Genomic DNA, 26,984 nt, shown 5'->3' on the forward strand with positions numbered 1-26,984 from the left:
TCGCGGATCTGGGCGGCCATGTAGTCGGTGAAGAGCTGGACCTTGGGGTCCTTGAGCCTTCGATGCTGGCTAAGCGCCGACAGCTGGATCGGCAGCGGCGGTGTTGCCGTGGCGACGGGGACCAGGCGGCCATCGCGCAGATGGTCGGCGACCTCGAACAGCGGCTTCAGGACGACCCCGCGCCCATCCAGCGCCCAGCCGGTGAGGACGTCGCCGTCATCGGACTCGAAGGGCCCGGTGATCTCGAACCGCCGGGGGCCGTCGGGGGTTTGCAGGGTCCACTGGAATTCCTTGGCACCCGGAAAGCGCAGGTTCAGGCAGTCGTGCTTGTCGCGGACCAGGGCTTCGCCATCGGCGGGCATTCCCCGGCGGGCGATGTAGGCGGGGGCGGCGCACAGAAGGCGCGGGCAGTCGGCGATGGTGCGGACCTTGAGGGTGGAATCCTCCAGGAGACCAAGGTGAAAGGCCACGTCAATGCCTTCCGCCACCACGTCGATGCCCCGGTCCGACAGGCGCAGGCGGACGTCGATCTGCGGGTATTGATCCTTGAACGCCGGAACCCGGGGAGCGATGAGGCGGCGGCCGATCCCCAGGGGCGCGGCGACAAAGATCGTGCCACGCGGGTTCTGTGTCACGTCCATCACCGCGGCTTCGGCGTCGTCGATGGCCTCAAGGATACGGCGCGCGCCATCATAGAAGATGCGGCCGTTCTCGGTGGGTTGCAGGCTGCGGGTGGTGCGGCTGAAGAGCCGCACGCCGAGGTGCTTCTCCAGTTCGGAAATCCGCGCCGAGGAAACCGCGGGCGAGGTGCGCTGATCACGCGCGGCGGCGGACATGCTGCCCAATTCGTAGACGCGGACGAACATGCGGATGTTGTTCACATAGGACATCGGGGGGCCATTGTTCGGCAGGGCTTGAAAGTGATGCGGGGTTTCTATGGATTAACAGAAAGGTGCCGCGCGGGATAGCGTTTCGACAAAGCCGGGAGGTGTCACGATGTACGACTGGGTGGTTCTGTGGGAATGGGTCGAGATCGCGGCACGCTGGCTGCATGTGATCACCGCCATCGCCTGGATCGGGTCAAGCTTCTACTTCATCGCGCTGGACCTTGGGTTGCACCGAGATCGCAACCTGGCCAGCGGCGCGGACGGCGAGGAATGGCAGGTCCACGGTGGGGGATTCTACCACATCCAGAAATACCTCGTGGCCCCTGCGTCGATGCCGGATCACCTCGTGTGGTTCAAATGGGAAAGCTATGCGACCTGGCTGTCGGGCTTTGTCATGCTGGTGCTGGTCTACTACCTGGGGGCCGAGTTGTTCCTGATCGACCCCACGGTGATGGAGCTGGAGGTCTGGCAGGCGGTGGGCATTTCGCTGGCCTCGCTGGCCTTCGGCTGGATCGCCTACAACACGCTGTGCAAGGTCTTTGTGAATGCCGATCAGAACGTGCTGATGGTGGCGCTGTTTGTTGTGCTGGTGGCGATGTCGTGGTTCTACACGCAAGTGTTCAGCGGCCGGGCGGCGATGCTTCACCTGGGGGCGTTCACGGCGTCGATCATGTCGGGGAACGTGTTCTTCGTCATCATGCCGAACCAACGCGTTGTGGTGGCTGACCTGAAGGCGGGGCGGAAGCCGGACCCGAAATACGGCAAGATCGCCAAGCAGCGGTCGACGCACAACAACTACCTGACCCTGCCCGTGGTCTTCCTGATGCTGTCGAACCATTACCCCCTGGTCATCGCGACCGAGTGGAACTGGGTGATCGCCAGCCTGGTGTTCCTGATGGGCGTGACGATACGGCACTGGTTCAACACCCGGCACGCGCGGAAGGGCAACCCGCACTGGACCTGGTTTGTCACCGTGCTCCTGTTCCTGATCATCGCCTGGCTGTCCACCGCGCCGATGCGGACGGTTGAGGGGGAAGCCAAGCTGCAGGGGGCCGCGCTGGTCTATGCCTCTGCGTCCGGGTTCGAGGATGTGGTCGGCATCGTGCAGGGCCGCTGTTCGATGTGCCACGCAGCCGAACCGGGGTGGGAGGGGCTGCACTGGCCGCCGAAGGGCGTGGTGCTGGAAACGCCCGCCCAGATCGCGCATGAAGCGCGGCGGATCTATCTGCAGGCGGGCGTAACCCATGCGATGCCGCCCGGGAACCTGAGCTACATGGAGCCGGAGGAGCGGGCGGCGATCGTGGAGTGGTTCCGCAAGGCGGGGACGGACGACCCGGTATAGGGGGCAAATTTCTTGAGTAAGAAATTTGTCAAAATCCTTGCTTAAGGATTTTGGGGCTCTGCGCGGGCTGGGTTTTCCCGGTTCTTCTCGTACCGCCGCATCCCTGGGAACTCGGGCAGCCAATCCTCGCGCCGAATGGTCCACAGCTCATAAGTCGGGCGGAATCTCGACGGCTCGTCGAGACAGCCAAGGTTGATGCCGATCTCGTCGCCGATATGGGCATAGACCGGCGAGCCGCAGGTCGGGCAGAAGCTGCGGTCGCGGTAGGTCCGAACCTCGCCCATCAGGGTCACGGCGGTATCCGGAAAGATCGCCGAGGCGTGGAACAATGCACCGTGGTTCTTGCGGCAATCCATGCAGTGACAGAGGCCGACGCGGTAAGGCTGGCCGGTCGCGTTGAACCGCAAAGCGCCGCAAAGGCAGCCGCCGGTGACTTTGTCCATTCAACCCTCCCGCTCGTCGATGACTTCGTCACTCCTCGCTACACCCCCGACGAGAAGCCGAAGGCGCACGAGGAGGCGTCGTCGAGGATCAGTCGCCCAGCTTGGCGTGCACCTCGTCGAGGTCAACCGGGCCCAACGGCAGCTTGTTCGCCGGGTTCTCGAAATCATAGCGGAAAAGCTGGAAATCGCGTTTGTAGATTTCCCACATGAGGTGCATCGAGAGATCGTCGAAATAGGCCTCGACCGGGTGGGCGCGTTTCGGCCCGTGGCCTTCGCTTTCGTTGAAGCGGGGAATTGCCGCCAGATCGACGGAGTGTTTCGTCTGGATATTGTCCAGCACGACCTGCATGCCGGGATTGAAATCCTCGGTGAAGAAGATGTGGTTGTAACGCCCGCCATTGACGATGAAGGTCGAGACATGGCCGGCCATTGCCGACCAGTGGATGTCCGGCTCCATCGGCTTTTTCCAGCGGATGGTGTCGCGGGCGAACAGCAGGAACCGGCGGAAGCTGGCGATCTGGTCGAACTCCTGCTTGCCGTCGTCGCCGCCGACCTCGATCCCGTATTTCTGGATCAGCAGCGGCACGAGGTTCCCCCGGTAGCGCTTGCCGTTGCGTTGGATGCCGCAGATCTTGTCGAAGAAGGACGAAAGGATGCGCGTATAAGGGTTGCGGACACAGGTGAAGGCATAGACTTGCCGCGCGCGGACGGTGCGTTCGATCACCGGCTGGCTGGCGTCCAGCGCCCATTTGTGCAGGCCCGTGGTCGCGTCGTGGATGTCGCCGTCGAAGAACTGGCCGTGGTCAGAGTAGTACATGATCTGCCCGATGGTCGAGCAGGCGCATTTCGGCACGACCCGGTAGACGACGCTTTCGCTTTCCGTCATCCAGGTTCCGGGAAAACCCATTCTGAAATCCCCTTCTCCGGCCAAAAACCATTGACGCAGGTGTAAACTTTGATTGCGGCAATCAAGCAGACATATTCGGGCTTTTCAAGGAACGATGGGCCGGTTTAGGGAAGGGGTGTCCCCAAGCGATTGCAAGACACAGCCGACATGACGCAAATCGCCTTCATCCTGCTCTGTCACAAGGACCCCGAGGGGGTCGTCGCGCAGACATTGCGGCTGACGGCCGCCGGGGACTGTGTGGCGATCCATTTCGACGCCCGGTCGAAGGCGGCGGATTTCGCCCGCATCCGGGCGGCGCTGGCCGGAAACCCGCAGGTGACCTTCGCCCGCCGCCGCGTCAAGTGCGGCTGGGGCGAATGGAGCCTGGTCGCGGCCACGTTGCAAGCCTTGCGCGCGGCGGTCGAGGATTTCCCGGGCGCCACGCATTTCTACATGCTGTCGGGCGACTGCATGCCGATCAAGACCGCGGAATACATCCATGCGGCGCTGGAGCGGGACGACGCCGACCATATCGAAAGCTTCGACTTCTACGGCTCGGGCTGGATCAAGACCGGCATCCAGGAAGAGCGGCTGATCTACCGGCACTGGTTCAACGAACGTCAGCGCAAGTGGCTGTTCTACCGGTCGATCGAGGTGCAAAAGAAGCTGGGCCTGGCGCGCAAGGTGCCCGAAGACCTGAAGATCCGCATTGGCAGCCAGTGGTGGTGCCTGCGCCGACGCACTGTCGAGGCGGTGCTTGCACTGGTGGACCGGCGCCCGGACGTGCGGCGGTTCTTCGCGACCACGTGGATCCCTGACGAGACGTTTTTTCAGACGCTTGTCGCCCATCTGGTCCCCGAACGCGAGATCCGGTCGCGCACTTTGACCTTCCTGATGTTCACCGACTACGGGATGCCGGTGACCTTCTACGACGACCACCACGACATGCTGCTGGCGCAGGGCTTTCTCTTCGCACGCAAGATCAGTCCCGATGCCCGCCAGTTGAAAGAGCGGCTCGGCGCGCTTTATGCCGAGACGGGGCGGGAGTTCGCGATCTCGGACGATGGGGCGCGGCAGTTCGCCTATCTGACCCGGCGCGGGCGCGAAGGGCGGCGGTTTGCCCAGCGGTTCTGGGATGCCGAGGGCAGTCTTGGCCGCAGCCGGACGCTGCTGGTGGTGGCCTGCAAGAAATGGCACGTGGCCAAGCGGCTGGTCGAACGGGTGCGCGGGCAGACCGGTCTGCCCGCGGTGGACTATCTCTTCAACGAGGAAGCGACGCCGCTGCCCGATCTGGGCGGGATCGAGCGGTCGATCGAAAAGCGGATGCGGCACCGCCGGGCGCTGGTGCGGATGCTTTTCGAACGCTGGGACAGTGACCGGCTTGTCCTGTGCGTCGATCCTGGCAGCATCGAGCTGATCCAGGATTTCCACCAGGATCGGTCGCGGATGCGGCTGCTGGAAATCGAATGCGCGTTCTCGGACGAGTACCTTCTGGGTCATGCGCGGCGTGTGGGCCTCGCGGGGCCGCATACGCCCGAGGCGGCGCTGGGCCTCTTGCTGCCGACGATCCGCTATGATGGGAAGTTCGAAAGCGACCGGCTGCGCGCTCTGGCTCTTTCGGGCCACTACCGGATGGTGCAGGGCGGCAGCGTCGACGAGAACACGCAGGCGCTGGCCGCGTTTCTGGACATCCCGGCCGACCAGGCGCGGGCGATAGCTGCAACCGAATATCTATTCGTGGATTGACCGACATGACCTGGAATTACGATCCGACCAACATCTTCGCCCGCATCCTGCGCGGCGAGATCCCGAACAAGACGGTGATGGAGACACCGCACACGCTGGTGTTCCACGACATCCATCCCCAAGCCCCGGTGCATGTGCTGGCGATCCCGAAGGGCGCCTATGTCAGCCTTGACCACTTCGCGGCCGAGGCCTCGGCAGAGGAACTGGTCGATTTCCACCGTACCGTTGCCAAGGTCTGCGCGATCCTGGGGCTGACGGGGGATGAAGGGTTCCGCGCGATCACCAATGCGGGCGCGCACGGGATGCAGGAGGTGCCGCATTACCACCTGCACATCCTGGGTGGCCGCGTGCTGGGGCGGATGCTGGAACGCGACTGAACCCGCAAGGATCGGGTCGCTTGCCCTTCATCTGTCGGGGATCTTCCGGTGAAACACGGAGGATAGGATGCGATTTGTGGCGATTCCGACCAAGGTTGTCCGGTCCTACCAGGCCGGGGGCCTGGATGCGAACGGGCAGGTGCCGGAGCGGACCCTTTCGGACGGGGCTGGCAACCCCTGTCGGCATTGTCTGGGGATGATCCCCGAAGCTGCGGGGATGCTGGTGCTGGCGCACAGGCCTTTCCCCGCGCCGCAACCCTATGCCGAGGTGGGGCCGATCTTCCTTTGTGCGGACGCCTGCGCGGCGGGCGGCGGGGAGGCCATGCCCGCGATGCTGGCAGCATCGGATTACATCGTCCGGGGCTATGGCGCGGACGACCGGATCGTTTATGGCACGGGGGGAGTGGTCGAGACCGCGGCGATTGCGGCGCGGGCAAGGGAACTGTTCAAGGACGCGCGCGTGTCCTACCTGCATGTGCGGTCGGCGCGGAACAATTGCTATCAATGCCGGATCGACCGCTAGACCGGGGCGGTTTTCGAATGGAGCGGCGTGCGCCGCATGCCCTTGCTCTCGGCTTCGCGCGGAAGAGCGCGAAGCCGAGGCTGATGGGGGCGCTGCCCCCAAACCCCCGGGATATTTGGCACCAGGTGAAAGGGCTTGGGTCAGAGCTGCGGATTGGTCGCGTCCCAGGCTTTCAGCCAGCGTTTCGGGGCGGCGTCGCGCCAGTGCTGACGCAGGCGGGCGGTGGCCCAGGCTTCGTCGATGTGGCCCGCGCGGACGAGCATCAGATTGTGCGGGGCGTAGTGCGGGTGAAGCGTGAAGGTGTCAGGGTCGGCGGCCAGCAGCATCTCGCGTTCATCGCGGCTGGCCTTGAAGACGGCGGCGTCGACGTAAGGGCTCCACCAGCACCACATCTTGCCGTGCGCCTTCAGGCATTCATTGCCCCAGGGGTGGTCGATGGTGACCTGCGGCAGGTTGAGGGAGAAGGCGTGGGCCTTGAGGGCGGGCCAGGTGTGGATCAATGGAATCTCTCCCCTCGTTCCAACATGGCAAGGAAATCGGCGATGCGTTTGGCGCGGGTTTCGGGGCGCTTGGCGGTGGTGAGCCGGTAGTAGATCGCGAAAAGGTTCTGGGCGTTCAGGGTCTTGTAGGTCTCGGCTGCCTTGGGGTTGTGGGCTAGCGCGTCCAGGAAGTCCTGCGGGACTTTGGCGTCCTTGCCACCGGCGTAGGCGGCGTCCCAGCGGCCATCGACCTTGGCGGCCTGCACCTGCGCCAGTCCGGCGGGGGTCATCCGGCCCTCGGCGATCAGCTTTTCGACATGGGTGCGGTTCTTCTGGCTCCAGCCCGAGCGGGGCTTGCGGGGGCTGAAGCGCTGAAGCCAGTGGTCGGACCCGCCGGGGCGTTTTGTGCTGTCGATCCAGCCGAAAGCGAGGGCTTCGATGACGGCCTCCTCCCAGGTGATCGAGGGTGTGCCGCTGGCCTTCTTGTAGAGCTTCAGGGTGAGTTCGGGCGTCGTTGCGTGGTGCGCCTGAAGCCAGGCGCGCCAGTCGGCGGGGGTGGCGAAGGGGAGGGGATCGCTCAATGCGCTTCGGCCCAGTTCTTGCCCTTTCCGGCCTCGACCGCGAGGTGGACGTTCAGGGTGACGGCGGGGGAGGAGGCTTGTTCCATGACCTCTTTCGCGATGGGGATCAGGCGGTCGGCGTCGGCTTCGGCGACTTCGAACAGAAGTTCGTCGTGGACTTGCAGGAGCATCTTTGCGTCCAGCCCGGCGATGGCCTTGGGCATCCGGATCATCGCGCGGCGGATGACGTCGGCGGCCGTGCCCTGAATGGGCGCGTTGATCGCGGCGCGTTTGGCGAAGCCTGCGCCGGGGCCTTTGGCGTTGATCTCGGGAGTGTTGATTTTCCGACCGAAAAGGGTCTGCACATAGCCGTTCGACTGGGCAAACTTTACAGTATCGGACATGTAACCCTTGATACCCGGGAAGCGCTCGAAATAGCGGTCGATGAAGCCCTGCGCTTCGGCCCGCGGGATGCGCAGGTTGCGGGCCAGGCCGAAGCCGGAAATCCCGTAGATCACCCCGAAGTTGATCGCCTTGGCCTTGCGGCGGATGTCGGGTGTCATCTGGTCCAACGGCACGTTGAACATCTCGGACGCGGTCAGGGCGTGGATGTCGATGCCGTCCTCGAAGGCCTTCCGCAGTTCGGGGATGTCGGCGATATGCGCCAGGATGCGCAGTTCGATCTGGGAGTAGTCGAGCGATACCAGCACCCGGCCTTCGGGGGCCACGAAAGCCTCGCGTATCCGGCGGCCTTCCTCGGTGCGGACGGGGATGTTCTGCAGGTTGGGGTCGGTGGACGCCAGCCGTCCGGTGTTGGCCCCGGCGATGGAGTAGGAGGTGTGGACGCGGCCGGTGTCCGGGTTGATCGCCAGTTGCAGGGCGTCGGTGTAGGTGGATTTCAGCTTGGCGATCTGGCGCCAGTCGAGGATGCGCGCCGCCAGTTTCGCGCCCTGCGGGTGGCTGTCTTCCAGCGTGGTGATGTCTTCCAGGATGTCGGCCCCGGTGGCGTAGGCATCGGTCTTGCCCTTCACCCCGCCGGGGATTTGCAGCCGGTCGAACAGGATCTCGCCCAACTGCTTCGGGCTGCCCACATTGAACGTCTCGCCCGCGATGTCGTGGATTTCCTCTTCCAACTGCACGAGCTTTTGCGCGAAGACGTTGGACATGCCGCGCAGCACCTCGCGGTCGACCTTGATCCCGGCCATCTCCATGTCGGCAAGGACGGGGACGAGGGGGCGTTCAAGCGTCTCGTAGACGGTGGTCACGCGGGCGCGATGCAGGCGGGGCTTGAAGGTCTGCCAGAGACGGAGCGTGACGTCGGCGTCCTCGGCGGCGTATTTCACCGCGTCGTCGATGGCGACCTTGTCGAAGGTGATCTGGCTTTTGCCCGAGCCGAGGAGCGTCTTGATCGAGATCGGCTGGTAGCCGAGGTAGCGGTCGGACAGCTCGTCCATGCCGTGATTGTGCAACCCTGCGTACATGGCGTAGGACATCAGAAGCGTGTCGTCGAACGGGGTGATCCTGATCCCGTGGCGGGCGAAGATCTTCCAGTCGTATTTCATGTTCTGGCCGATCTTGAGGATGGCAGGGTCCTCGAGAAGGGGTTTGAGGGCGGCGATGACCTCGGTCAGCGGGAGTTGGTCGGGGGCAAGGGCCGTCGCGCCGAAAAGGTCGCCTCCGCCGGTGGTGTGGCCGACCGGGATGTAACAGGCCTTGCCTGCATCGACACAGAGCGAGATGCCGACGAGGTCGGCCTGCATCTCGTCCAGGCTGGTGGTTTCGGTGTCGACGGCCACATGGCCGACTTCGGTGATCCGTTGGGTCCAGCGGTCCAGGGCGTCGCGGGTGCGGACACATTCGTAGGCGGAGGTGTCGAAGGCGGGCTGCTCTTCGTGCGCCTGCGGCTTCTCATCGCGGGGCGCGGCGACGGTCAGTTGCGTGGTTTCGGGCAGCGCCGGCGGGGCGAGGCCCAGCTTGTCGGCCACGCGCTTTGTCAGGGTGCGAAATTCCATCCGTGTCAGGAAATCCATCACCGTGTCGGGCTCAGGCAGGCGGATTTCCAGATCGTCCAGTGTCACGTCGAGGGGCGTGTCGCAGTCCAGCGTCACCAGCTGGCGCGAGATGCGGATCTTGTCTGCGTTGTCGATCAGCGCTTCGCGGCGTTTGGGCTGCTTGATCTCGGACGCGCGGGCCAGAAGCGTGTCGAGGTCACCGTATTCGTTGATCAGAAGTGCGGCGGTCTTCAGCCCGATGCCGGGGGCGCCGGGGACGTTGTCGACGCTGTCGCCCGCCAGCGATTGCACGTCGATCACCCGGTCCGGGCCGACGCCGAACTTCTCCATCACCTCGTCGGGGCCGATGGCGCGGGATTTCATCGGGTCGAACATGTCGACGCCGGGCCGGATCAGCTGCATCAGGTCCTTGTCCGAGGAGATGATGGTGCAGCTTCCCCCCGCCTCGACCGCGCGGCAGGAGAGGGCGGCGATGATGTCGTCGGCCTCGTACCCTTCGGTTTCAAGGCAGGCGACGTTGAAGGCGCGGGTGGCTTCGCGGGTCAGCGGGAACTGCGGGCGCAGGTCCTCGGGCAGTTCGGGGCGGTTGGCCTTGTACTCGGGGTAAAGCGCGTTGCGGAAGGTGGTGGCGGAATGGTCGAAGACGACGGCAAGGTGCGTCGCGGCCTTGCCGTTCGTGGTGGTGCGGGAAAGCTCGTTCCACAGGATGTTGCAGAAGCCCGCGACGGCACCGACGGGCAACCCGTCCGACTTGCGCGTCAGGGGCGGCAGCGCGTGGTAGGCGCGGAAGATATAGGCCGAGCCGTCGATGAGGTGCAGGTGGTGGCCGGTGCCGAAGGTCATGGGTAGGTCTCCCGAGTCTGGTCGGAAGTATTGGCAGAAGGCGCGGGGAAGGGCTACCCGGTTTGGCCCCGGAGGTGCCGGTCAATCGACAGGGTGACCGACCAGTTGGCGGGCGTCCAGAGGCCGAAGGGGATGCCCGAAGCGCGCAGGGTCTCGCCCAGCCAGACGTTGCAGGTGCGGAACAGGTGGAAGCGCCCGTGTGCCGGGAAGAAGGCGTCCGAGCCGGTGAAGCCGGGATGGTCCAGCTTTGTTTCGCCGGCGAGGGCGGCGGTGGTCTGGTTGAGAAGCGCCTGAAACTGCGCCTCGGAAAGCTGGAGGAAACGAAGGTTTTCGAGGGGCGGCAGTGGGCCGAGTGCGTCCAGCCGTATCACCGCGCCATCACCGGTCGCGGCGGTCAGGACGGCACTGGCGGTGATGTCGGCATAGGTCCCGGCAGTGGTGTAGAAGGCGGCAGAGCCCCAGCCGAAGACCAGCCATGCGGCCTCTGGGTGGTTCAGGGGGACGCCGGCGGCGTCGGCAAAGGCAAAGCGGGTGCGGGTTTCGGGGGTCAGGGGAAACAGGATGTCGGTGTGGATCGGGCCTTGCAGCAGGCCGATACGGTGCGCGGGCGGGCCGGAGAGGTCCGGTCCGGGGCCGGGGATCAGGGGCATCAGGGCCGAGGCCACAAGGTAAAGGACCGGAAGTGCCAGGGTCAGAAGCAGAGATCGAACGAGGCGGCGCATGCTGGTCCCTGACATTGTCGGGCGGAACCCTCGCATGGTAGGAGAGGGCGGAAAAGGTGGGGATGTCCGGATGCGCAAGCTTGGGTTCTCGGTTGCGGGGTTCGTGGCGGGGGCGGCCTTGGCGGCAGTGTTCGCGCTGCCGCAGTCGAACATGTCGCGGGCCGTCGACCCCCAGGGGCTCCACCTGATCGGGGTCCTTTTCATCATCATGCCGGTGGCGGCAGTGGTGGGTCTGATCCTGGGGCTTCTCACCGAACACGTGACGCGCCAATAGAGGCTTGACGGAACCTCCAACCCGACGCATGGTCTGGCCATGCTGCACTTGATGATCCCTGTCTCGTTTTATTGGACCTGCGCCACATAGGCGGCAGGGCAGCGTTTCACGACCGAAACCAACTCCCACGATGCCGCCCGCGAGGGTTCGGCCAGTTGGTTCACAGGTTCCCCCTCGCCGGGCCCCCGCGAAGGAAACCGAAGATGTCTGCTCCCGAACCTGCCCCGACCGTCACAGTCCGCCTTGCGACACCGGACGACCTGCCGGAAACCCACCGGATGCTGATCGCGCTGGCCGCCCAAGCCGGCGCGTCGGTCCGGATCACTCCCCCCGTGCTGGCGCGGATCGCGCTGGAGGGCCGGGCCGCGCGGCTGCTGGTCGCGCATCGCACGGACAGCCCGCAACGCCACCCCGTCGGCTTCGCGTTGCTCTTGGTCGGGCGCAACATGGTGGCGGGGGCGGAGTGGGGCTTTGTCGAGCAGCTTTACGTGCAGGAGCCCGACCGCAAGCGCGGCATTGGCCGGGCTTTGTTGACGGCAGCGCGGGAGATGGCGGCCAAGGCGGGGTGCGCAGGCGTCACGCTCAGCTCGACTCCCGAGCTGGACGGCTCGGCGCTGGCCTGGCGGTCGCTGGGGGTTGATGTGCTGGAGCCGCGATTTGCGGCGGAGTAAGCGCTAATGGTCGTCGTGCGCGTGGTCGCGGTCGATGATGTAGCGCTTGTCGCAGTAGCCGCATTCCACCCAGCCGGTGTCCTGCGGGATCGTCAGCCAGACGCGAGGGTGCCCAAGCGCGCCCTCGCCACCGTCACAGGCCACTTTCCAGGTGGTGACGGTCTGGGTCTCGGGGGCTGGAGTGGGCATGGGCAGGGTCCTTTGCAAGTCCGCACCGCCTTTTAGCGGCGGAGGGGGCCGAGGCACAAGAGGGATGCGGGAGGTCTGGCGGGGGCGGTGGGCGAACCTGCCTGACGGCAGAACCGCCCACCCTACGCGGTCACCCGCCGATCAGCGCCCCGCGGGATTTCAGCGCCGCAAGCCAGCCTAGGCCCTGCGAGGTGCCCTTGGCCGGACGATATTCGGCAGCGATCCAGACCCCGGGGCAATGCGCGTCGATCTCGTCACAAAGGTCGGGCAGCGAGAAGCCCCCGCCGCCCGGTTCGTTCCGGGCCGGGAAGCCCGCGATCTGGACGTGGTTGATCCGGTGGCGCTGGTCCTGCCACACGGCCCCGGCATCACCGTGCAGGCGTGCGGCGTGCCACAGGTCGAACTGCAGGCCGATCCGGGGATTGGCGAGATCGTCCAGGATGCGGGCGGCCTGGTCGTAGTCGTTCAGGAAATAGCCCGGCATGTCGTCGGGGTTCAGGGGTTCGAGGCACAGCGTCAGCTCGGGCGCTTCGGCCAGGGCCCAGGTGAGGTTCTCGACATAACACTGTTCGGCCTGCGGACCCTTGGCGACCCCGGCCATCACATGCACGCGGGTCGCCTTGAGCCGGGTGGCATATTCGGCGGCGCGCAGGAAGCTGTCGCGAAAGCGCAGCTCCATCCCCGGGACGGCGGCGAAGCCCCGGTCCCCGCTGGCCCAATCGCCCGGCGGCGTGTTGATCAGCGCCAAAGGAATTCCGTTCAGGGCACGCTCCCAATCCGCCATCGGTGCGTCATAGGGGAACAGCACCTCGACCCCGTCGAACCCGCAGCGCTGCGCCCAGTCGGGGCGGTCAAGCGTCGGAACCTCGTTGAAGAGCAGGGTCAGGTTGGCGGCGAAACGGGGCATCTGTTGTTCAGGGCAATTCCGACGAAGGGATGACCGGGAAGAACTGCCCCGAGGACCATAGCCCGAACCACTTAGTCCCGTCGTGCACCTCATGGCAACCCAGATCAACCAGCCGGTAGAAGGATTTCCGGTCGATCAGCGCCCAAAGATTGGCCCGGATGAGAAGATAGGGCGACGGCTCGCCCGTCGCGGGGTCCCGCTCCACCCGCAAGGGGTGGTCCGGACCAAGGGTCGCGACGTCCTCGGTCTTCGTGGTGAAGGTCAGGCTCTGGGTGCGGCCTTCCCCGGTGACGTCGAAGTCGATGACAAGAAGAGGGGCGTCGTCGACCGTGATCCCCACCTTCTCGACCGGCGTGACCAGGAAGTAGGCATCCCCCTCGCGCTTAAGGATCGAGGAGAAGAGCTTGACGAGGGGCGCGCGGCCGATGGGGGTGCCAAGGTAGAACCAGGTGCCGTCGCGGGCGATGCGCATGTCGATGTCACCGCAGAACGGCGGGTTCCACAGGTGGAGCGGGGGCGGGCCTTTCGTGGCGGCGGCCTTTGCGGCGGCGGCAAGTGTGTCGGCGTTCGGTTTTGTCATGCGCGCACTGTAATGGCCTTGGGGCGGGGTGCAACCGGGTGCCGGGTCGGGGGTTCCGTCGTGCGGGTCGGACCGGGACCAAATTTCTTGAGTAAGAAATTTGTCAAAATCCTTGCTTAAGGATTTTGGACCCAAGGATTGACGCACCTCTCACGATCATTTGTGTCAAGTCGCCTTTTGCCATTTGTGCCCGCCGGGATACTTCGCTTTACTGGCGGGAATGGACCCTGAAGGGAGCTGAAGGCATGGCCGACACCAAGGCGCTGGTCGCGGAAATCGAGGCGCTGGGCGCCACCCTGGGGCAGGCGAAGGCCTCGATCAACCGCCGCTTCATCGGGCAGGAAAAGGTCGTTGACCTGGTCCTCGCCTCGATGCTGTGCGGCGGGCATGCGCTGCTTGTGGGCCTGCCGGGCCTGGGCAAGACGCGGCTGGTGGACACTTTGGGCACGGTGATGGGCCTGAAGGCCAACCGCATCCAGTTCACGCCGGACCTGATGCCGGCGGATATCCTGGGGTCCGAGGTGCTGGACACCGCCGCCGACGGCAGCCGGGCCTTCCGCTTTGTCGAAGGGCCGATCTTCTGCCAGCTTCTGATGGCGGACGAGATCAACCGCGCGTCCCCCCGCACTCAGTCCGCGCTTCTGCAGGCCATGCAAGAGAAAGAGGTGACCATCGCGGGCCAGCACCGCGCGCTGGGCAAGCCCTTCCACGTCCTTGCCACCCAGAACCCGATCGAGCAGGAAGGCACCTATCCCCTGCCCGAAGCGCAGCTTGACCGTTTCCTGGTGCAGGTGGACGTCGAATATCCGACCCGCCAGACCGAACGCGACATCCTGATTGCCACCACGGGCGCCGAAGAGGCCGAGGCGCATCAGGTCTTCACCGCCGAAGGGCTGATCGGCGCGCAATCGGTGATCCGCCGGATGCCGGTGGGCGAGCAGGTGGTCGAGGCGATCCTGGACCTTGTCCGCTCGTGCCGGCCGGGCGAACCCGAGGGGCGTGAGCTTGCGGACAGCCTGTCCTGGGGCCCCGGCCCCCGTGCCGCACAGGCGCTGATGCTGACGGTACGTGCCCGGGCGCTGCTGGACGGCCGGCTTGCGCCCTCGATCGCCGATGTGGCGGACCTGGCGCAGGCGGTGCTGGTGCACCGGATGGCGCTTTCGTTTGCCGCCCGCGCCCGGGGCGAGACGCTGGCCGGGATCATCGCCCGCGTCACCCAGCGCACGCTTGGGCTTGAGGCCGCGGCGTGAGCATAGCCCCCCCGACCGGCGAACTGCGGTCCCGCGCCGAGGCGCTGGGGCAGACCCTGCCGCCCCTGCTGGCCGAGGCCGAAATGCTGGCCTCGACCGTGATGATGGGCGAGCATGGCCGCCGCAGGGCGGGGCTGGGGGATGAGTTCTGGCAGTATCGCCCTGCGCATCAGGGCGATTCGGCGCGAATGGTCGACTGGCGGCGGTCTGCGCGGTCCGACGCGCATTTCGTGCGCGAACGCGAATGGCAGGCGGCGCAGTCGGTGACGATCTGGGTCGATCCGGCCAAATCCATGAGCTTTTCCGGCGACAAGTCCCGCGCGCCCAAGGCGGACCGGGCCAAGCTGCTGGGCCTGGCGCTGGCGGTGCTGCTGCTTCGTGGCGGCGAACGGGTCGGGCTGGCCGGTCTCGCCTCGCCCCGGGCGGGCCGCACGCAGCTTCTGCGGCTCGCGGCGCGGCTGGCGGGCGACGACGCGGGCGAAGACTATGGCGCGCCCCAGACCGAGGGCATGGTCAGCCACGGTCGCGCCGTCTTCCTGTCCGACTTTCTGGGCGACCTTTCGGGGATCGAGGCCGGTCTGGCCCGCGCCGCCGACCGCGGCGTGAAGGGGGTGCTGATCCAGATCCTCGACCCGGCGGAAGAGGAGTTTCCCTTCGACGGTCGCACGATCTTTGAATCGATGGGCGGCACCATGCGCCACGAGACCCAGCAGGCGGGCGAGCTGCGGACCCGCTACCTGGCACGGCTGGCGGAACGGAAAGACCGGCTGTCCGGGCTGGCCCGGGCCGTGGGCTGGCACTTCACCACCCATCACACCGGCCATCCGGCGCAATCGGCGCTGCTGTGGTCCTATCTGGCGTTGCAGGGGGGTCGGTAGATGTTCACCCTTGGCCCCATCGGTTTCGCGGTCCCCTGGCTTCTGGTCGCGCTGATTGCGCTGCCGATCCTGTGGCTTCTCCTGCGCGCCGTGCCGCCCGCGCCGATCCGGCGGCGGTTCCCCGGCGTGGCGCTGCTGCTGGGCCTGAAGGACGACGAGGCCGAGACCGACAAGACGCCCTGGTGGCTGCTTCTGTTGCGGACGCTGGCGATTGCGGCCGTCATCATCGGCTTTGCCGGCCCCGTGCTGAACCCCGATGACCGCGCGCCGGGGACCGGGCCGATGCTGATCGTTGTGGACGGCGGCTGGGCCGATGCCCGCGATTGGCCGCAGCGGCTGGAAAAGGTCGAGGCGCTGGTGGCCGAGACAGGCGTGCAGGGCCGCCCCGTGGCGCTTTTGCGGCTGACCGACGCGCCGGGCGCTGTCGAATTCCAGACCTCCGAAGCCTGGGCCGGTCGCGCCGCTGGCCTGCAACCGCAGGCCTGGGCGCCCGCGGGCTTTGCCGACTGGGCCGAAGCCCTGCCCGAGGGTAATTTCGAGACGACCTGGCTTTCGGACGGCCTGGCGCATGACGGGCGCGATGCGCTGCTGTCGGCGCTGCAATCGCGTGGCGAGGTTCGGGTGATCGAGAATATCCGCGCCATCTATGGCCTGCGCCCCACGCGGTTCGAGGATGGCAAGGTCGTCGTCTCCGTCAGCCGGATGCCAGCCGGTGAGGCGGGCACGGTCGAGGTCGTCGCGCAAGGCCCGGACCCTGCAGGGATCGAGCGTGACCTCGGTCGGGTGACGCTGGCCTTCGAAGGCGGCGCCGCCGAGGCCGAGGCCGCAATGGACCTGCCGCCCGAACTGCGCAACCGGATCACCCGTTTCGCGCTGGAGGGCTCCCGCACGGCGGGGTCGGTCAGTCTGGCGGATGACAGCCTGAAACGGCGCAAGATCGCCCTGATCCAAAGCGGCGCGGATGAAGAGACGCTTCAGCTTCTGTCACCCTTGCACTACCTGCGGCAGGCCTTGGCCCCCACGGCGGACATCATCGACGGCAACCTCAAGGACACGCTTCTGGCCAACCCCGACGTGGTGGTGCTGGCCGACGTGGCCGAAATCGCCGGACCGGAACGCGATGCGCTGTTGGAGTGGGTGGAAAACGGCGGCCTGCTTCTGCGCTTTGCCGGGCCGGTGATGGCCGCCAGCGACGTCAGCCGCGTCGACGAAGACCCGCTGATGCCGGTCCGCCTGCGCGAAGGCGGCCGGACGGTGGGCGGCGCGATGAGCTGGGGGGAGCCGAAGGCGCTGGCCCCGTTCCCCGAAGGCTCGCCCTTTTTCGGGCTGACTGCACCGCCGGATGTCGTCGTGCGCGAACAGGTGCTGGCGCAGCCCGACCCCGCCCTTACCGAACGCACCATCGCCGCACTGGATGACGGCACGCCCCTGATGACCCGCAAGGTGATCGGTGGCGGACAGGTCGTGCTGGTCCATGTGACCGCAAATGCCGAGTGGTCCTCGCTGCCGCTGTCGGGGTTGTTCGTGCAGATGCTGGAACGGCTGGCCGTGTCGACCAAACCCGCGCAACCCGAAGCCGCCGACCTGTCCGGCCAGACCTGGTCGCCCGAAGTGGTGCTGGACGCCTACGGCTCGACCTCGGACGCGGGCGAATTGCCGGGGGTCGAGGGCGAGGCGCTGGCCGCGGCGATTGCGGCGGGGCCAAGCCAGGCTTTCCAGCCCGGTCTTTATGCCGGCGCTGATCGGCGGGTGGCGCTGAACGTGATGGGCGACGAGACCACCTTGCAGCCCGCCGTCTGGCCGCAATCGGTGCCGGTGGACCGGCTGGAGGCGCGGGCGGTCCAGGCGCTGAAGGGCGATTTCCTGACCTTTGCCGCGGTCCTTCTTCTGCTGGACGTGCTGGCCGCCTTGTGGCTTGCGGGACGTCTTCGCGGGATCGCGCGCGGTTCGGCGGTGGTGCTGGCGCTGGCGCTTCTGGCCGCCACGCCGCGTGAAGCGGCCGCACAGGACACCCCCGCGCCTAACACCCCCGCGCCCAACGACGACTTCGCCATCGAAGCGACCTCCTCGGTCGTCCTGGCCTATGTGCTGACCGGCGACCGCCAGGTGGACGAGCTGTCGCGGCAGGGGCTTCTGGGTCTGTCCGACAAGCTGTGGCAGCGCACCTCGATCGAGCCGATGATGCCGATGGGCGTGGACATCGAGGCTGACGAGCTTGCCTTCTTCCCCTTCCTTTACTGGCCTGTGGTGGTCGGTGCGCCGGAACCCTCGGACGCGGCCTATGCCAGGCTGAACCAGTATCTGCGGACCGGGGGGATGATCCTTTTCGACACCCGCGACGCCGACCTTGCGGGCTTTGGCGGCGGCACCACGCCCGAAGGTCAGGCGCTGCAACTGATCGCCTCGGGCCTGGATATCCCGCCCTTGGAGCCGATCCCGCCGGACCACGTGCTGACCCGGACCTTCTATCTCTTGCAGGACTTCCCCGGTCGTCATGCGGGCGGACAGCTTTGGGTCGAAGCCGCGCCCAATGCCGAAGCCGTCGCCGCCGAGGGGATGCCGTTCCGCAACCTCAACGACGGGGTGACTCCGGTGGTGATTGGCGGGGCGGACTGGGCCTCGGCCTGGGCGACGGATGACAACGGCGTGCCTCTTGTCCCCATCGGGCGCGGTTTCGCGGGTGAACAGCAGCGCGAGATTTCCTACCGCTTCGGCATCAACCTCATCATGCATGTGCTGACCGGCAACTACAAATCCGACCAGGTCCATGTCCCGGCACTTCTGGAAAGGCTGGGCCAATGAGCGCCTCTGTCATCTTCGCGCCGCTCGTCTCGATCTGGCTGGTCTATGCTTTGGCCGCGGCTGCGGTCCTGCTGGTGGGGCTTGCACTGTGGCGGGGTCTTTCCGGCTGGTGGATCCGCGCGCTGGCCCTTGGCGCGCTGGTCCTGGCGCTGGCCAACCCGGCGCTTCAGGAGGAGGAACGCCAGAACCTGTCGGACATCGTGATCCTGGTCGTCGATGAAAGCGCCAGTCAGGACCTTGGCGACCGGACCGCCCAGACCGAGGCTGCCATCGCCTCGGTCGAGGCCGAGATTGCCCAGATGCCGAACACCGAACTGCGCATCCACCGGGTCGGCGATGGGGACGAGGATTCGGGGACGCTGGCCCTGACCGCACTGTCCGAAGCCCTGGCCGAGGAACCCCGCGCGCGGGTGGCGGGGGCGATCCTGCTGACCGACGGCCGGGTCCACGATCTTGGCGTCGTTCCGAACCTGCCCGCGCCCTTGCAGGTCCTGCTGACGGGCCGCGAGGCCGATTGGGACCGCCGCATCGTCGTGAAGAACGCCCCCGCCTTCGCCATCATCGGCGAGGAGTTTCAGCTTGAACTTCGGGTCGAGGATGTGGGCACCCCTCCGCCGCTTGGTGCCGAAGTCGAGCTGACCATTTCGATCGACACCGAGGAGCCTGCGACCTTCACCGTGCCCCTGAACGAGGATCTGGAGCTTCCGGTGACCCTGCCGCATGGCGGGGCGAATGTGCTGCAATTCAGCGTGGCGCCGGTCGAGGGCGAGATCACCGACCGCAACAACGCGTCGGCCGTGCAGATCAACGGGGTCCGCGACCGGTTGCGGGTGCTTTTGATCAGCGGCGAGCCGCATGCCGGCGAACGGGTCTGGCGCAACCTTCTGAAATCCGACGCGGCGGTGGACCTTGTCCACTTCACCATCCTGCGCCCGCCGGAAAAGCAGGACGGCGTGCCGGTCGATGAACTGTCCCTGATCGCCTTCCCCACGCGTGAACTTTTCGTCGAGAAGATCGAGGAATTCGACCTGATCATCTTCGACCGCTACCGGATGCGGGGCATCCTGCCGATGTCCTATATCGAGAACATCGTGACCTATGTCCGGGGGGGCGGCACCGTCCTGGTCGCCGCCGGGCCGGAATTCGGGGCGGTGGACAGCCTCTACCGCTCGCCGATGGCCGAGATCCTGCCGGTCGCACCGACAGCGCAAGTGGTCGAAGAGGGCTACCGCCCGGCGCTGACCGACCTTGGCCGCCGCCATCCGGTGACCGAGGGGCTGGAGGCCGAGGCCCCCGAAGGCGGCTGGGGCCGCTGGTTCCGGCTGATCGAAGTCGAGCAGGTGGCGGGCCAGGTGCTGATGTCCGGCCCGCGCGATCTGCCGCTGCTGGTGCTGAACCGGGTCGATCAGGGCCGCGTCGCGGTGCTCGCCTCGGACCACGCCTGGCTTTGGGGCCGCGGCTATGAGGGGGGTGGGCCGCAGCTGGAGCTTCTCCGCCGTCTGGCGCACTGGATGCTGAAAGAGCCGGAGCTGGAGGAAGAAACCCTGACAGCCGACGTGACGGGCGAGGCGATGACCATCACTCGCCGGACCTTGGCCGAAGAGGAACCGGGCCCGGTCACGATCACCGGACCCGACGGCACGGTGACCGAACTTGCCATGCCGATGGCCGCTCCGGGCCGCTTTGAGGCGGTGTTCCAGGCGCCGGTGCTTGGCCTCTACCGGCTGGAACAGGGTGAGTTGACCCGCGTCATCGCCGTCGGTCCCGCGACGCCGCGCGAATTTGTCGAGACCATCGCCTCGGGCGCCGACCTTGCTCCGCTGGCCGAGGCGACCCGTGGTGGCGTCACGCGGCTGGAACCCGGCACTCCCGACATCCGCGCGGTGGCCGAGGGCCGCGTGGCCGTGGGCCGCGGCTGGATCGGCATCACCCCGCGCGAGGCGTACCTGACGACCGAGGTCAACGTCGTGCCCTTCCTGCCTGCCTGGGCCTGGCTCTTGGTCGCGGCGGGGCTGGCCGTCGTCGCCTGGCTGGTCGAGGGCCGAAAGGGCGCAAAGGCCGCCTGACCGGACGCTCGTCCCGCCCTTCGGTCGGTCCTCGCAGCGAAGAGCGACCGAAGGAAGCGATGAGCGGTGCCTGCAGAGCCCGGCCTTGGCGCGAATCGCTCTGCTTGCCATCCTGTCCGCATTTGAGAGCGGAGGGATTTCAGATGACGGACGTCGATGTCGTGGTCGTGGGTGCAGGCTGCGCGGGACTGGCGGCGGCCAAGCGCCTGCAAACTGCGGGGCTGACCTTCCGGGTGATCGAGGCGATGGACCGGATCGGTGGGCGCGCGCTGACCACGACCGCCGACTTCGGCGTCCCCTTCGACCTCGGTTGCGCCTGGCTGCATGCTGCCGACCGCAACCCCTTCTTCCCCGAGGCCGTCGCGGCGGGCTGGACCTTGCAGCATCACGACATGGGGCTTGACCACCTCTGGTTCGGCCGCCGCAAGGCCACCGACGCCGAGATGAAAGCCGAACAGCGCGCCGAGGCGGAACTTGCCGCCTGCATCGAACGCCACAGGGGCTCCAGCGACCGGCTGTCCACCCTGGTCGAGGCCTGCCACGGGTTGCGGGTCAGCGCGACATTCGCCGGGCCGATGGATTTCGGTGCCGATGATGACGAGATCAGCGTCACGGACTACCGCGCGGCAGCGGACCTTGATCCGAACTACTTCACCAGGGAAGGCTTCGGCGCGCTGATCCACCGCTGGGGCGCAGACGTGCCGGTCACGCTGGGAACTCCGGTCCGCCGCATCCACTGGGACGGGCCGGGGGTAAAGGTCGAGACGACGCAGGGCACGATCCGGGCGCAGGCGGTCATTGTCACCGTTTCCACCGGCGTCCTGGCTTTCGAGGATATCGCCTTCACCCCCGACCTGCCGGTCCAGCATCAAGAGGCGATCTTTGACCTTCCGATGGGTCTTCTGACCAAGGTGCCGGTCCGGATCGAGGGCACGCGACTGGGCCTGAAGCCCTTCGATGATATCCTGATCGAACGCCACGCGCGGCACGACCTTTATTTCCTGGCCTTTCCCTTCGACACCGATCTGATGGTCGGCTTTGTCGGCGGCGACTTCGCCTGGGAGATGGAGGCGGCGGGGCGCGACGCCGCGGTGGATTTCGTCACCGACCGTCTGGTTGACATCTTCGGCGCGGACGTCCGGCGCGTGGTGACCCACGGCACCATGACCAACTGGTCGGCGGAACGCCATGTGCGGGGCGGCTATGCCGCTGCCCGTCCCGGCAAGGCCCATGCCCGCGACGTGCTGCAGGACCCGGTGGGCGACCGCATCTGGTTCGCGGGCGAGGCGCTGGCCGGGGGCCTGAAGCAGACCGCCGCTGGTGCGCGGCTGTCGGGCGAGGCGGCGGCGGGGCAGGTGGCCCTAAGGCTCGCGCGCCAGGATCACCTTGCGTGAGTAACTGGCAAACTCGCGCCGCAGAAGGATGCCGGTGGCCAGGACGGTGCCCGCCAAAAGCCCCCAGGGACCCAGCAGCCAGCCAAGGGCCGCAAGGGCGAAGTAGATCGACTTCAGACCCCGGTTGAAGCTGCGCGCGGCGGTGATGTTGATCTCGGCCGCCTGGCCCGCGCGGTGGAAGGCAAGAGGGTCTTCGGGGTCGTTCGGCACGGCAGCCATCAGGATCGAGCAATAGCCGAACAACCGATGCGCCCAGACAAATTTCAGCAGCGCATTGGCCAGGAGCCCGATCACCGGCAGCATCTTCAGCGCCACGTCCGGTCCCGGTCCGTTCAGGGGCAGTTCTTCGGTCAGCCTTTGCACGGCTGCGGCATTGCCGATCAGCGCCACCCCGCCACCGATGGCGATCATGCAGGCGCTGGCGAAAAAGGCCGTCCCCTGCCGCAGGCTGTCGATCAGCGTGGCGTCAAAGATCCGGGGCTGGCGGGTGACGAAGGTCCGCATCCAGTCGCGGCGGTACTCCTCCATCAGGAGCGACACCGAAGGGAGGCTTTGCGGCGGATGCTCGCTAAGCCAGCCCGAGACAAGCCATGCCAGGACCAGCCCCGCCAAAAGGATAAGGTCAAGCGTCGGAAGGCTGCCAAGGTCCATTGTCATGGCCAGACAGTAGGGGCGGGGTTTTTCCTTGTCAGCTGGTGAAATTGGTTATATTTCTTTACCAGTCAGCGGAGGATCGACGATGGACATGCCAGTGCCCGACCAGTCAGTGATCGCTCGCAAGGCGCGGATCGTGGCGCGGCTGCGCTCTGTCCTGCCCGCCGACGCGGTGATCGACGCGGTGGAGGAGTTGCGGGTCTACGAATGTGACGCGCTGACCGCCTACCGTTGTCCGCCGCTTGCCGCCGTTCTGCCGCGCACGACCGATGAGGTCAGCGCGGTGCTGCGGATCTGCTGGGAGGAAGGTGTCCCGGTCGTGCCACGCGGGTCGGGGACCAGCCTCGCCGGGGGCGCGATGCCGACGGCGGATTCGGTGATCCTGGGCGTTGCGCGGATGAACGCGGTGATCGAGACGGACTACGACAACCGCTTCATCCGGGTGCAGTCCGGGCGGACGAACCTAAGCGTCAGTGGCGCGGTCGAGGCCGAGGGCTTCTTCTACGCTCCCGATCCCTCCAGCCAGCTGGCCTGCGCCATCGCCGGGAACATCGCGATGAACTCGGGCGGGGCGCATTGCCTGAAATACGGGGTGACGACGAACAACCTGCTGGGTGTGACTCTGGTCAAGATGGACGGGACAGTGGTCACGCTGGGCGGTCCCTGGGGAGAACCCTCGGGGCTGGACCTCCTCGGTGTCGTCTGTGGGTCCGAGGGGCAGCTGGGCGTCGTGACCGAAGCCTGGCTCCGCATCCTGCCCAAGCCCGAAGGCGCGCGGCCGGTGCTGGTCGGATTCAACTCGAACGAAGTCGCGGGGGCCTGCGTGAGCGACATCATCAAGGCCGGCATCCTGCCCGTCGCCATCGAGTTCATGGACCGCCCCTGCATCCGCGCCACGGAAGCCTTCGCCAAGGCGGGCTACCCCGATTGCGAGGCGCTGCTGATCATCGAGGTCGAAGGCTCTGACGCGGAAATCAGCGAGCAACTCGCCCGCATCCGCCAGATTGCCCTGGCGCACGACCCGGTGGAGTTCCGCGAGGCTGCGGACGAGGATCAGGCCAAGCGCATCTGGCTTGGCCGCAAGTCGGCCTTCGGGGCGATGGGGCAGATCAACGACTATATGTGTCTGGACGGGACCATCCCGGTCTCCAGCCTCCCCCACGTCCTGAAGCGGATCGGCGAGATGAGCGTTCAGTTCGGGCTGGACGTCGGCAACGTCTTCCACGCGGGCGACGGCAACATGCACCCGTTGATCCTGTTCAACGCCAACACCCCCGGCGATCTGGAAAAGTGCGAGGCCTTCGGGGCCGAGATCCTGAAACTGTGCGTCGAGGTCGGCGGCTGCCTGACCGGCGAACATGGTGTGGGGATCGAAAAGCGGGACCTGATGGCGGTGCAGTTCGCGCCTGCCGACATGGAGGCGCAGATGCGGGTCAAGGATGTGTTTGATCCGAAGTGGCTGCTGAACCCCGCGAAGGTGTTTCCACTGGCGACGAGCGAGACGCGGCGCGCTGGCTGAAGCCCCGGGGCGCTGCCCCCAGCCTTCCGGTTTCTTGAACCGGTGGCGAAACCAGATGGCTACCCGGGATATTTGAAGACAGATGAAAGGCGGGTCCATGCGGCCTTCAAGTGAAACGGAGCTGGCGGAAGCCGTGGCGGGGGCCTCGGGTCCCTTGCTGGTCCGTGGCGGCGGGACCCGGACCCTGGGTCATGCAGTGGGCGAGGTGCTGGAGACCGGCGGCCTGTCGGGGGTGCAGCTTTATGAGCCGGGCGCGTTGACACTGGTGGTGCGGGCAGGAACGCCGGTGGCCGAGGTCGAGGCGGTGCTGGCAGGCGAACGCCAGCGGCTGGCCTTCGAGGTGCCGGACCTGCGCGGGCTTCTGGGTCGCGAGGGCGTGTCGACCATCGGCGGGGTGCTGGCCTCGAACGCTTCGGGGCCGCGCCGGGTGCAGGTGGGGGCCGCCCGCGATGCGGCCCTTGGGGTGCGGTTTGTCGATGGGACCGGGGCCGTGGTCAAGAACGGCGGGCGGGTGATGAAGAATGTCACCGGCTATGATCTGGTCAAGCTTTTGGCGGGCAGCCGGGGGACCTTGGGGGTGCTGAGCGAGGTCAGCTTCAAGGTCCAGGCCCAGCCCGAAGCCGAGGCGACGCTGGTGATCGAGGGGCTGGAGGATGCGGCGGGGCTGGCGGCCTTGCGGTCGGCGCTGGGGTCGCCCTTCGACGTCTCTGGCGTGGCCCGACATTCGGGGCGCAGCCTGATCCGGGTCGAGGGGATGGCCGGGTCGGTGGCCTACCGGGTGGGCGAGCTGCGCGCGCGGGTTGGTGGCGAGGTTTCGGTGATCGAGGGCGACGCCTCGGCCCGGGCCTGGCGCGAGGTGCGCGATGTGGTGCCCTTGCAGGGCAAGGCGGGCGATGTCTGGCGGATCTCCACCCTGCCGACAGCCGCCGCCGAGGTGGTGGCGCGACTGGGGGGCGAGGCTGTGTGGGACTGGGGTGGCGGGCTGATCTGGCTGGTCCTTGCCCCGGGGCGCGGGGCCGAGGTCGCGGCGGCTGTCGCGGGTCGGGGCCATGCGACCCGGGTCCGGGGCGAGGGCGGTCCCGCCTTCCCCGCAGAGGCACCCGAAGTGGCGGCGCTGGTGGCCGGTCTGAAGACGAAATTCGATCCGCGCGGGATCCTGAACCGGGGCATGATCTGATGCAGACGAATTTTACGCCCGAACAGCTGGCCGATCCCGGGATCAAGCGGGCCAACGAGATCCTGCGCTCTTGCGTCCACTGCGGGTTCTGCACCGCGACCTGCCCGACCTATCAGGTGCTGGGCGATGAACTCGACAGCCCCAGGGGCCGGATCTACCTGATCAAGGACATGCTGGAGGCGGGCCGCCCGGCGGACGAAAAGACGGTCAAGCACATCGACCGCTGCCTGTCGTGCCTTGCCTGCATGACCACCTGCCCCTCGGGCGTGCATTACATGCACCTGGTCGACCATGCCCGCGCCCATATCGAGAAGACCTACCGACGGCCCCTGATGGACCGGGTCCTGCGCGCCGTCCTGGCGCGGATCATCCCCTATCCGGGGCGGTTCCGTCTGGCGCTGCTGGCGGCCAAGATCGGCAGGCCCTTCGCCTGGATGATCCCCGACGCGCGGGTCCAGGCGATGCTGCGGATGGCTCCGAAGACCATCCCACCGGTCAGCCGCAACGACGACCCGCAGGTGTTCCCCGCGCAGGGCGAGCGCAAGATGCGGGTCGCCCTGATGACCGGCTGCGCGCAGAAGGCGCTGAACACCGACATCAACGACGCCACCATCCGCCTTCTGCGCCGCCTGGGGTGCGAGGTCGTCGTGGCCAAGGGCCAGGGCTGCTGCGGTGCGCTGACGCATCACATGGGGAAAGAGGGTCTCTCCCATGCCTCTGCCGCCGCCAACATCCGGGCCTGGATGGCTGAAAAGCAGGCCGGGGGCCTGGATGCGATCGTCATCAACACCAGCGGATGTGGCACGACGGTGAAGGACTACGGGCACATGTTCCGCACCGATCCCCTGGCCGAGGACGCGGCGACGGTGGCGGGATTGGCCAAGGATATCAGCGAAGTGCTGGTAAAGATCGGCCTGCCGCAAGGCGCGCCCAAGGGCCTCCGCGTCGCCTACCATGCCGCCTGCAGCCTGCAGCATGGCCAGCAGATCAAGTCCGCCCCGAAGGACCTCCTGAAACGCGCGGGCTTCGAAGTGGTGGAACCCGCCGACAGCCATCTGTGCTGCGGCAGCGCCGGGACCTACAACCTTCTGCAACCCCAGATCAGTGCAGAGCTGAAGCGCCGCAAGGTGGCGACGCTGGAGGCGAAATCCCCGCAGGTCATCGCGGCGGGCAACATTGGCTGCATGATGCAGATCGGCTCGGGCACCGAAGTTCCGGTCGTGCATACGGTCGAACTGCTTGACTGGGCCACAGGGGGACCGAAACCGCGCGCGCTGGACATCTGAGCCCTTGCGCGACGCCCCAAATCCGCCAAAGTCCCCCCATAGTCCTGAAGACCGCGCGGGCGGGAGGGTTCCATGCGTCACCTGATCCCTGGTCTTCTGGCGGCAGGGCTGGCCCTTGCGGGCATGGCAAAGTCGCAGACTCTGGAGCAGACCCTGGACGATGGCATGGTCAAGCTGGAAACGGCGGATGATGCGCGTGGCTGGGATGCCGTCGGCAAGCTGGTCATGGGCAAGCATGGCTTCTGCACCGGGGCGCTGATCGGCCCGCAACTGGTGCTGACGGCGGCGCATTGCCTGTATGACAAGACCACCGGCGTCCAGATGCGCCCCGAGGACATGGAGTTTCAGGCCGGTTTCCGCAATGGCCGTGCCGTGGCCTATCGCAGCGTCAGCCGCGCCGTGGCCCACCCCGACTACCGCTACGGGGCCACCGACAAGCTGGACCGCGTCAGCGGCGACCTGGCGCTTCTCGAACTCAGCCAGCCGATTCGCCTGCCCTCGCTTGAACCGTTCGAGA

The 26,984-nt window shown here is 66.7% G+C and carries 26 protein-coding genes; 15 read left to right on the top strand and 11 right to left on the bottom strand.

Going from position 1 to position 26,984, the window contains the following annotated elements:
- Window positions 1–890 (bottom strand): LysR family transcriptional regulator (locus tag U1E69_RS04350; RefSeq protein ID WP_322243108.1); only part of this gene is annotated, 890 nt, incomplete at its 3' end.
- A gap of 106 nt (window positions 891–996) precedes the next feature.
- Between U1E69_RS04350 and U1E69_RS04355 the strand changes: the two genes are divergently transcribed.
- Complete coding sequence (locus U1E69_RS04355; RefSeq protein ID WP_322243109.1) at window positions 997–2,229, top strand: urate hydroxylase PuuD; 1,233 nt, start codon at window positions 997–999, stop codon at window positions 2,227–2,229.
- A gap of 41 nt (window positions 2,230–2,270) precedes the next feature.
- On the opposite strand, the gene U1E69_RS04360 is transcribed toward U1E69_RS04355, so the two are convergent.
- Window positions 2,271–2,672 carry a GFA family protein gene (locus U1E69_RS04360; protein WP_322243111.1) on the bottom strand — a complete coding sequence of 134 codons (402 nt, stop codon included), beginning with the start codon at window positions 2,670–2,672 and terminating at the stop codon, window positions 2,271–2,273.
- Window positions 2,673–2,760: 88 nt separating this feature from the next.
- A complete protein-coding gene (locus tag U1E69_RS04365; RefSeq protein WP_322243112.1) occupies window positions 2,761–3,579 on the bottom strand; it encodes a sulfotransferase family protein in 819 nt (272 codons plus the stop codon).
- Window positions 3,580–3,726: 147 nt separating this feature from the next.
- On the opposite strand from U1E69_RS04365, the gene U1E69_RS04370 reads away from it, so the two are divergent.
- The 3 genes from U1E69_RS04370 to U1E69_RS04380 all read left to right on the top strand — a co-directional run bounded on the left by U1E69_RS04370 (window position 3,727) and on the right by U1E69_RS04380 (window position 6,204).
- The gene (locus U1E69_RS04370) at window positions 3,727–5,304 is read left to right on the top strand and encodes a DUF5928 domain-containing protein (RefSeq protein ID WP_322243113.1); all 1,578 of its coding nucleotides are present in this window, start codon (window positions 3,727–3,729) and stop codon (window positions 5,302–5,304) included.
- Window positions 5,305–5,309: 5 nt separating this feature from the next.
- Entirely contained in the window at window positions 5,310–5,681 is a 372-nt protein-coding gene (locus U1E69_RS04375; protein WP_322243115.1) for an HIT domain-containing protein, read from the top strand.
- 67 nt (window positions 5,682–5,748) lie between these two features.
- Complete coding sequence (locus tag U1E69_RS04380) at window positions 5,749–6,204, top strand: DUF1203 domain-containing protein (protein ID WP_322243117.1); 456 nt, start codon at window positions 5,749–5,751, stop codon at window positions 6,202–6,204.
- 140 nt (window positions 6,205–6,344) lie between these two features.
- Here U1E69_RS04380 and U1E69_RS04385 read toward each other — a convergent pair whose 3' ends face one another.
- From U1E69_RS04385 to U1E69_RS04400, 4 genes are read right to left on the bottom strand one after another with little or no spacing between them, the layout of a single operon-like run.
- A complete protein-coding gene (locus U1E69_RS04385; protein ID WP_322243119.1) occupies window positions 6,345–6,704 on the bottom strand; it encodes an MmcQ/YjbR family DNA-binding protein in 360 nt (119 codons plus the stop codon).
- Complete coding sequence (locus U1E69_RS04390; protein WP_322243121.1) at window positions 6,701–7,264, bottom strand: YdeI/OmpD-associated family protein; 564 nt, start codon at window positions 7,262–7,264, stop codon at window positions 6,701–6,703. Before U1E69_RS04390 ends, U1E69_RS04385 begins: the two co-directional genes overlap by 4 nt.
- Window positions 7,261–10,098, bottom strand: coding sequence for a DNA polymerase I (gene polA, locus U1E69_RS04395; protein WP_322243122.1), 2,838 nt, complete (start codon window positions 10,096–10,098; stop codon window positions 7,261–7,263). The genes U1E69_RS04390 and polA overlap by 4 nt, the downstream gene beginning before the upstream one ends.
- Window positions 10,099–10,151: 53 nt before the next feature.
- On the bottom strand, window positions 10,152–10,820 hold the full coding sequence (locus U1E69_RS04400) for a DUF2459 domain-containing protein (RefSeq protein ID WP_322243124.1): 669 nt from the start codon (window positions 10,818–10,820) through the stop codon (window positions 10,152–10,154).
- 70 nt (window positions 10,821–10,890) lie between these two features.
- Here U1E69_RS04400 and U1E69_RS04405 point away from each other — a divergent pair, with 70 nt between their 5' ends.
- On the top strand, window positions 10,891–11,094 hold the full coding sequence (locus U1E69_RS04405; RefSeq protein ID WP_322243125.1) for a hypothetical protein: 204 nt from the start codon (window positions 10,891–10,893) through the stop codon (window positions 11,092–11,094).
- A 203-nt stretch (window positions 11,095–11,297) separates the two neighbouring features.
- Entirely contained in the window at window positions 11,298–11,765 is a 468-nt protein-coding gene (locus U1E69_RS04410; RefSeq protein WP_322243127.1) for a GNAT family N-acetyltransferase, read from the top strand.
- Between the two features lie 3 nt (window positions 11,766–11,768).
- Here the strand turns inward: U1E69_RS04410 and U1E69_RS04415 are convergent, their stop codons facing one another.
- The 3 genes from U1E69_RS04415 to U1E69_RS04425 all read right to left on the bottom strand — a co-directional run bounded on the left by U1E69_RS04415 (window position 11,769) and on the right by U1E69_RS04425 (window position 13,441).
- Window positions 11,769–11,954 carry a zinc-finger domain-containing protein gene (locus U1E69_RS04415; protein WP_322243128.1) on the bottom strand — a complete coding sequence of 62 codons (186 nt, stop codon included), beginning with the start codon at window positions 11,952–11,954 and terminating at the stop codon, window positions 11,769–11,771.
- 130 nt (window positions 11,955–12,084) lie between these two features.
- A complete protein-coding gene (locus U1E69_RS04420; RefSeq protein WP_322243129.1) occupies window positions 12,085–12,861 on the bottom strand; it encodes a hydroxypyruvate isomerase family protein in 777 nt (258 codons plus the stop codon).
- Between the two features lie 7 nt (window positions 12,862–12,868).
- Window positions 12,869–13,441: a DUF1285 domain-containing protein gene (locus tag U1E69_RS04425; protein ID WP_322243131.1), complete on the bottom strand. Its 573-nt coding sequence runs from the start codon at window positions 13,439–13,441 to the stop codon at window positions 12,869–12,871.
- A 245-nt stretch (window positions 13,442–13,686) separates the two neighbouring features.
- Between U1E69_RS04425 and U1E69_RS04430 the strand changes: the two genes are divergently transcribed.
- From U1E69_RS04430 to U1E69_RS04450, 5 genes are all read left to right on the top strand, one after another.
- Window positions 13,687–14,691, top strand: a complete 1,005-nt coding sequence (locus U1E69_RS04430; protein ID WP_322243132.1) for a MoxR family ATPase — start codon at window positions 13,687–13,689, stop codon at window positions 14,689–14,691.
- Window positions 14,688–15,569 carry a DUF58 domain-containing protein gene (locus U1E69_RS04435; protein WP_322243133.1) on the top strand — a complete coding sequence of 294 codons (882 nt, stop codon included), beginning with the start codon at window positions 14,688–14,690 and terminating at the stop codon, window positions 15,567–15,569. The genes U1E69_RS04430 and U1E69_RS04435 overlap by 4 nt, the downstream gene beginning before the upstream one ends.
- Window positions 15,570–18,371 (top strand): DUF4159 domain-containing protein, encoded by a 2,802-nt coding sequence (locus tag U1E69_RS04440; protein ID WP_322243134.1) that lies wholly within the window; start codon window positions 15,570–15,572, stop codon window positions 18,369–18,371. It begins immediately after the preceding gene.
- Window positions 18,368–20,437, top strand: coding sequence for a hypothetical protein (locus U1E69_RS04445; RefSeq protein WP_322243136.1), 2,070 nt, complete (start codon window positions 18,368–18,370; stop codon window positions 20,435–20,437). The genes U1E69_RS04440 and U1E69_RS04445 overlap by 4 nt, the downstream gene beginning before the upstream one ends.
- Before the next feature lie 143 nt (window positions 20,438–20,580).
- Window positions 20,581–21,831 (top strand): NAD(P)/FAD-dependent oxidoreductase, encoded by a 1,251-nt coding sequence (locus U1E69_RS04450; RefSeq protein ID WP_322243137.1) that lies wholly within the window; start codon window positions 20,581–20,583, stop codon window positions 21,829–21,831.
- Here U1E69_RS04450 and U1E69_RS04455 read toward each other — a convergent pair.
- Entirely contained in the window at window positions 21,799–22,488 is a 690-nt protein-coding gene (locus tag U1E69_RS04455) for a DUF599 domain-containing protein (protein ID WP_322243138.1), read from the bottom strand. The two genes, U1E69_RS04450 and U1E69_RS04455, sit on opposite strands and share 33 nt — an antisense overlap.
- 82 nt (window positions 22,489–22,570) lie before the next feature.
- Between U1E69_RS04455 and U1E69_RS04460 the strand changes: the two genes are divergently transcribed.
- From U1E69_RS04460 to U1E69_RS04475, 4 genes are all read left to right on the top strand, one after another.
- On the top strand, window positions 22,571–24,004 hold the full coding sequence (locus tag U1E69_RS04460; RefSeq protein WP_322243139.1) for an FAD-linked oxidase C-terminal domain-containing protein: 1,434 nt from the start codon (window positions 22,571–22,573) through the stop codon (window positions 24,002–24,004).
- A gap of 97 nt (window positions 24,005–24,101) precedes the next feature.
- Window positions 24,102–25,181, top strand: coding sequence for an FAD-binding protein (locus tag U1E69_RS04465; RefSeq protein WP_322243140.1), 1,080 nt, complete (start codon window positions 24,102–24,104; stop codon window positions 25,179–25,181).
- Window positions 25,181–26,467 (top strand): glycolate oxidase subunit GlcF, encoded by a 1,287-nt coding sequence (glcF, locus tag U1E69_RS04470; RefSeq protein WP_322243141.1) that lies wholly within the window; start codon window positions 25,181–25,183, stop codon window positions 26,465–26,467. Before U1E69_RS04465 ends, glcF begins: the two co-directional genes overlap by 1 nt.
- A gap of 72 nt (window positions 26,468–26,539) precedes the next feature.
- The coding region (locus tag U1E69_RS04475; protein ID WP_322243142.1) for a trypsin-like serine peptidase at window positions 26,540–26,984 on the top strand (445 nt) is incomplete at its 3' end.

The sequence above is a fragment of the Tabrizicola sp. genome, assembly GCF_034366665.1.
In the GTDB taxonomy this organism is placed as follows: Bacteria; Pseudomonadota; Alphaproteobacteria; order Rhodobacterales; family Rhodobacteraceae; genus Tabrizicola.

Excerpts from the sequence above, each read along its gene's own strand:
- U1E69_RS04400 (WP_322243124.1), bottom strand. The coding sequence starts at position 10,820 with ATGCGCCGCCTCGTTCGATCTCTGCTTCTGACCCTGGCACTTCCGGTC.
- U1E69_RS04410 (WP_322243127.1), top strand. The coding sequence starts at position 11,298 with ATGTCTGCTCCCGAACCTGCCCCGACCGTCACAGTCCGCCTTGCGACA.
- U1E69_RS04360 (WP_322243111.1), bottom strand. The coding sequence starts at position 2,672 with ATGGACAAAGTCACCGGCGGCTGCCTTTGCGGCGCTTTGCGGTTCAAC.
- U1E69_RS04450 (WP_322243137.1), top strand. The coding sequence starts at position 20,581 with ATGACGGACGTCGATGTCGTGGTCGTGGGTGCAGGCTGCGCGGGACTG.
- U1E69_RS04365 (WP_322243112.1), bottom strand. The coding sequence starts at position 3,579 with ATGGGTTTTCCCGGAACCTGGATGACGGAAAGCGAAAGCGTCGTCTAC.
- U1E69_RS04460 (WP_322243139.1), top strand. The coding sequence starts at position 22,571 with ATGGACATGCCAGTGCCCGACCAGTCAGTGATCGCTCGCAAGGCGCGG.
- U1E69_RS04405 (WP_322243125.1), top strand. The coding sequence starts at position 10,891 with ATGCGCAAGCTTGGGTTCTCGGTTGCGGGGTTCGTGGCGGGGGCGGCC.
- U1E69_RS04375 (WP_322243115.1), top strand. The coding sequence starts at position 5,310 with ATGACCTGGAATTACGATCCGACCAACATCTTCGCCCGCATCCTGCGC.
- U1E69_RS04465 (WP_322243140.1), top strand. The coding sequence starts at position 24,102 with ATGCGGCCTTCAAGTGAAACGGAGCTGGCGGAAGCCGTGGCGGGGGCC.
- U1E69_RS04420 (WP_322243129.1), bottom strand. The coding sequence starts at position 12,861 with ATGCCCCGTTTCGCCGCCAACCTGACCCTGCTCTTCAACGAGGTTCCG.
- U1E69_RS04355 (WP_322243109.1), top strand. The coding sequence starts at position 997 with ATGTACGACTGGGTGGTTCTGTGGGAATGGGTCGAGATCGCGGCACGC.
- U1E69_RS04440 (WP_322243134.1), top strand. The coding sequence starts at position 15,570 with ATGTTCACCCTTGGCCCCATCGGTTTCGCGGTCCCCTGGCTTCTGGTC.
- U1E69_RS04425 (WP_322243131.1), bottom strand. The coding sequence starts at position 13,441 with ATGACAAAACCGAACGCCGACACACTTGCCGCCGCCGCAAAGGCCGCC.
- U1E69_RS04415 (WP_322243128.1), bottom strand. The coding sequence starts at position 11,954 with ATGCCCACTCCAGCCCCCGAGACCCAGACCGTCACCACCTGGAAAGTG.
- U1E69_RS04445 (WP_322243136.1), top strand. The coding sequence starts at position 18,368 with ATGAGCGCCTCTGTCATCTTCGCGCCGCTCGTCTCGATCTGGCTGGTC.
- U1E69_RS04455 (WP_322243138.1), bottom strand. The coding sequence starts at position 22,488 with ATGACAATGGACCTTGGCAGCCTTCCGACGCTTGACCTTATCCTTTTG.
- U1E69_RS04430 (WP_322243132.1), top strand. The coding sequence starts at position 13,687 with ATGGCCGACACCAAGGCGCTGGTCGCGGAAATCGAGGCGCTGGGCGCC.
- polA (WP_322243122.1), bottom strand. The coding sequence starts at position 10,098 with ATGACCTTCGGCACCGGCCACCACCTGCACCTCATCGACGGCTCGGCC.
- glcF (WP_322243141.1), top strand. The coding sequence starts at position 25,181 with ATGCAGACGAATTTTACGCCCGAACAGCTGGCCGATCCCGGGATCAAG.
- U1E69_RS04380 (WP_322243117.1), top strand. The coding sequence starts at position 5,749 with ATGCGATTTGTGGCGATTCCGACCAAGGTTGTCCGGTCCTACCAGGCC.
- U1E69_RS04370 (WP_322243113.1), top strand. The coding sequence starts at position 3,727 with ATGACGCAAATCGCCTTCATCCTGCTCTGTCACAAGGACCCCGAGGGG.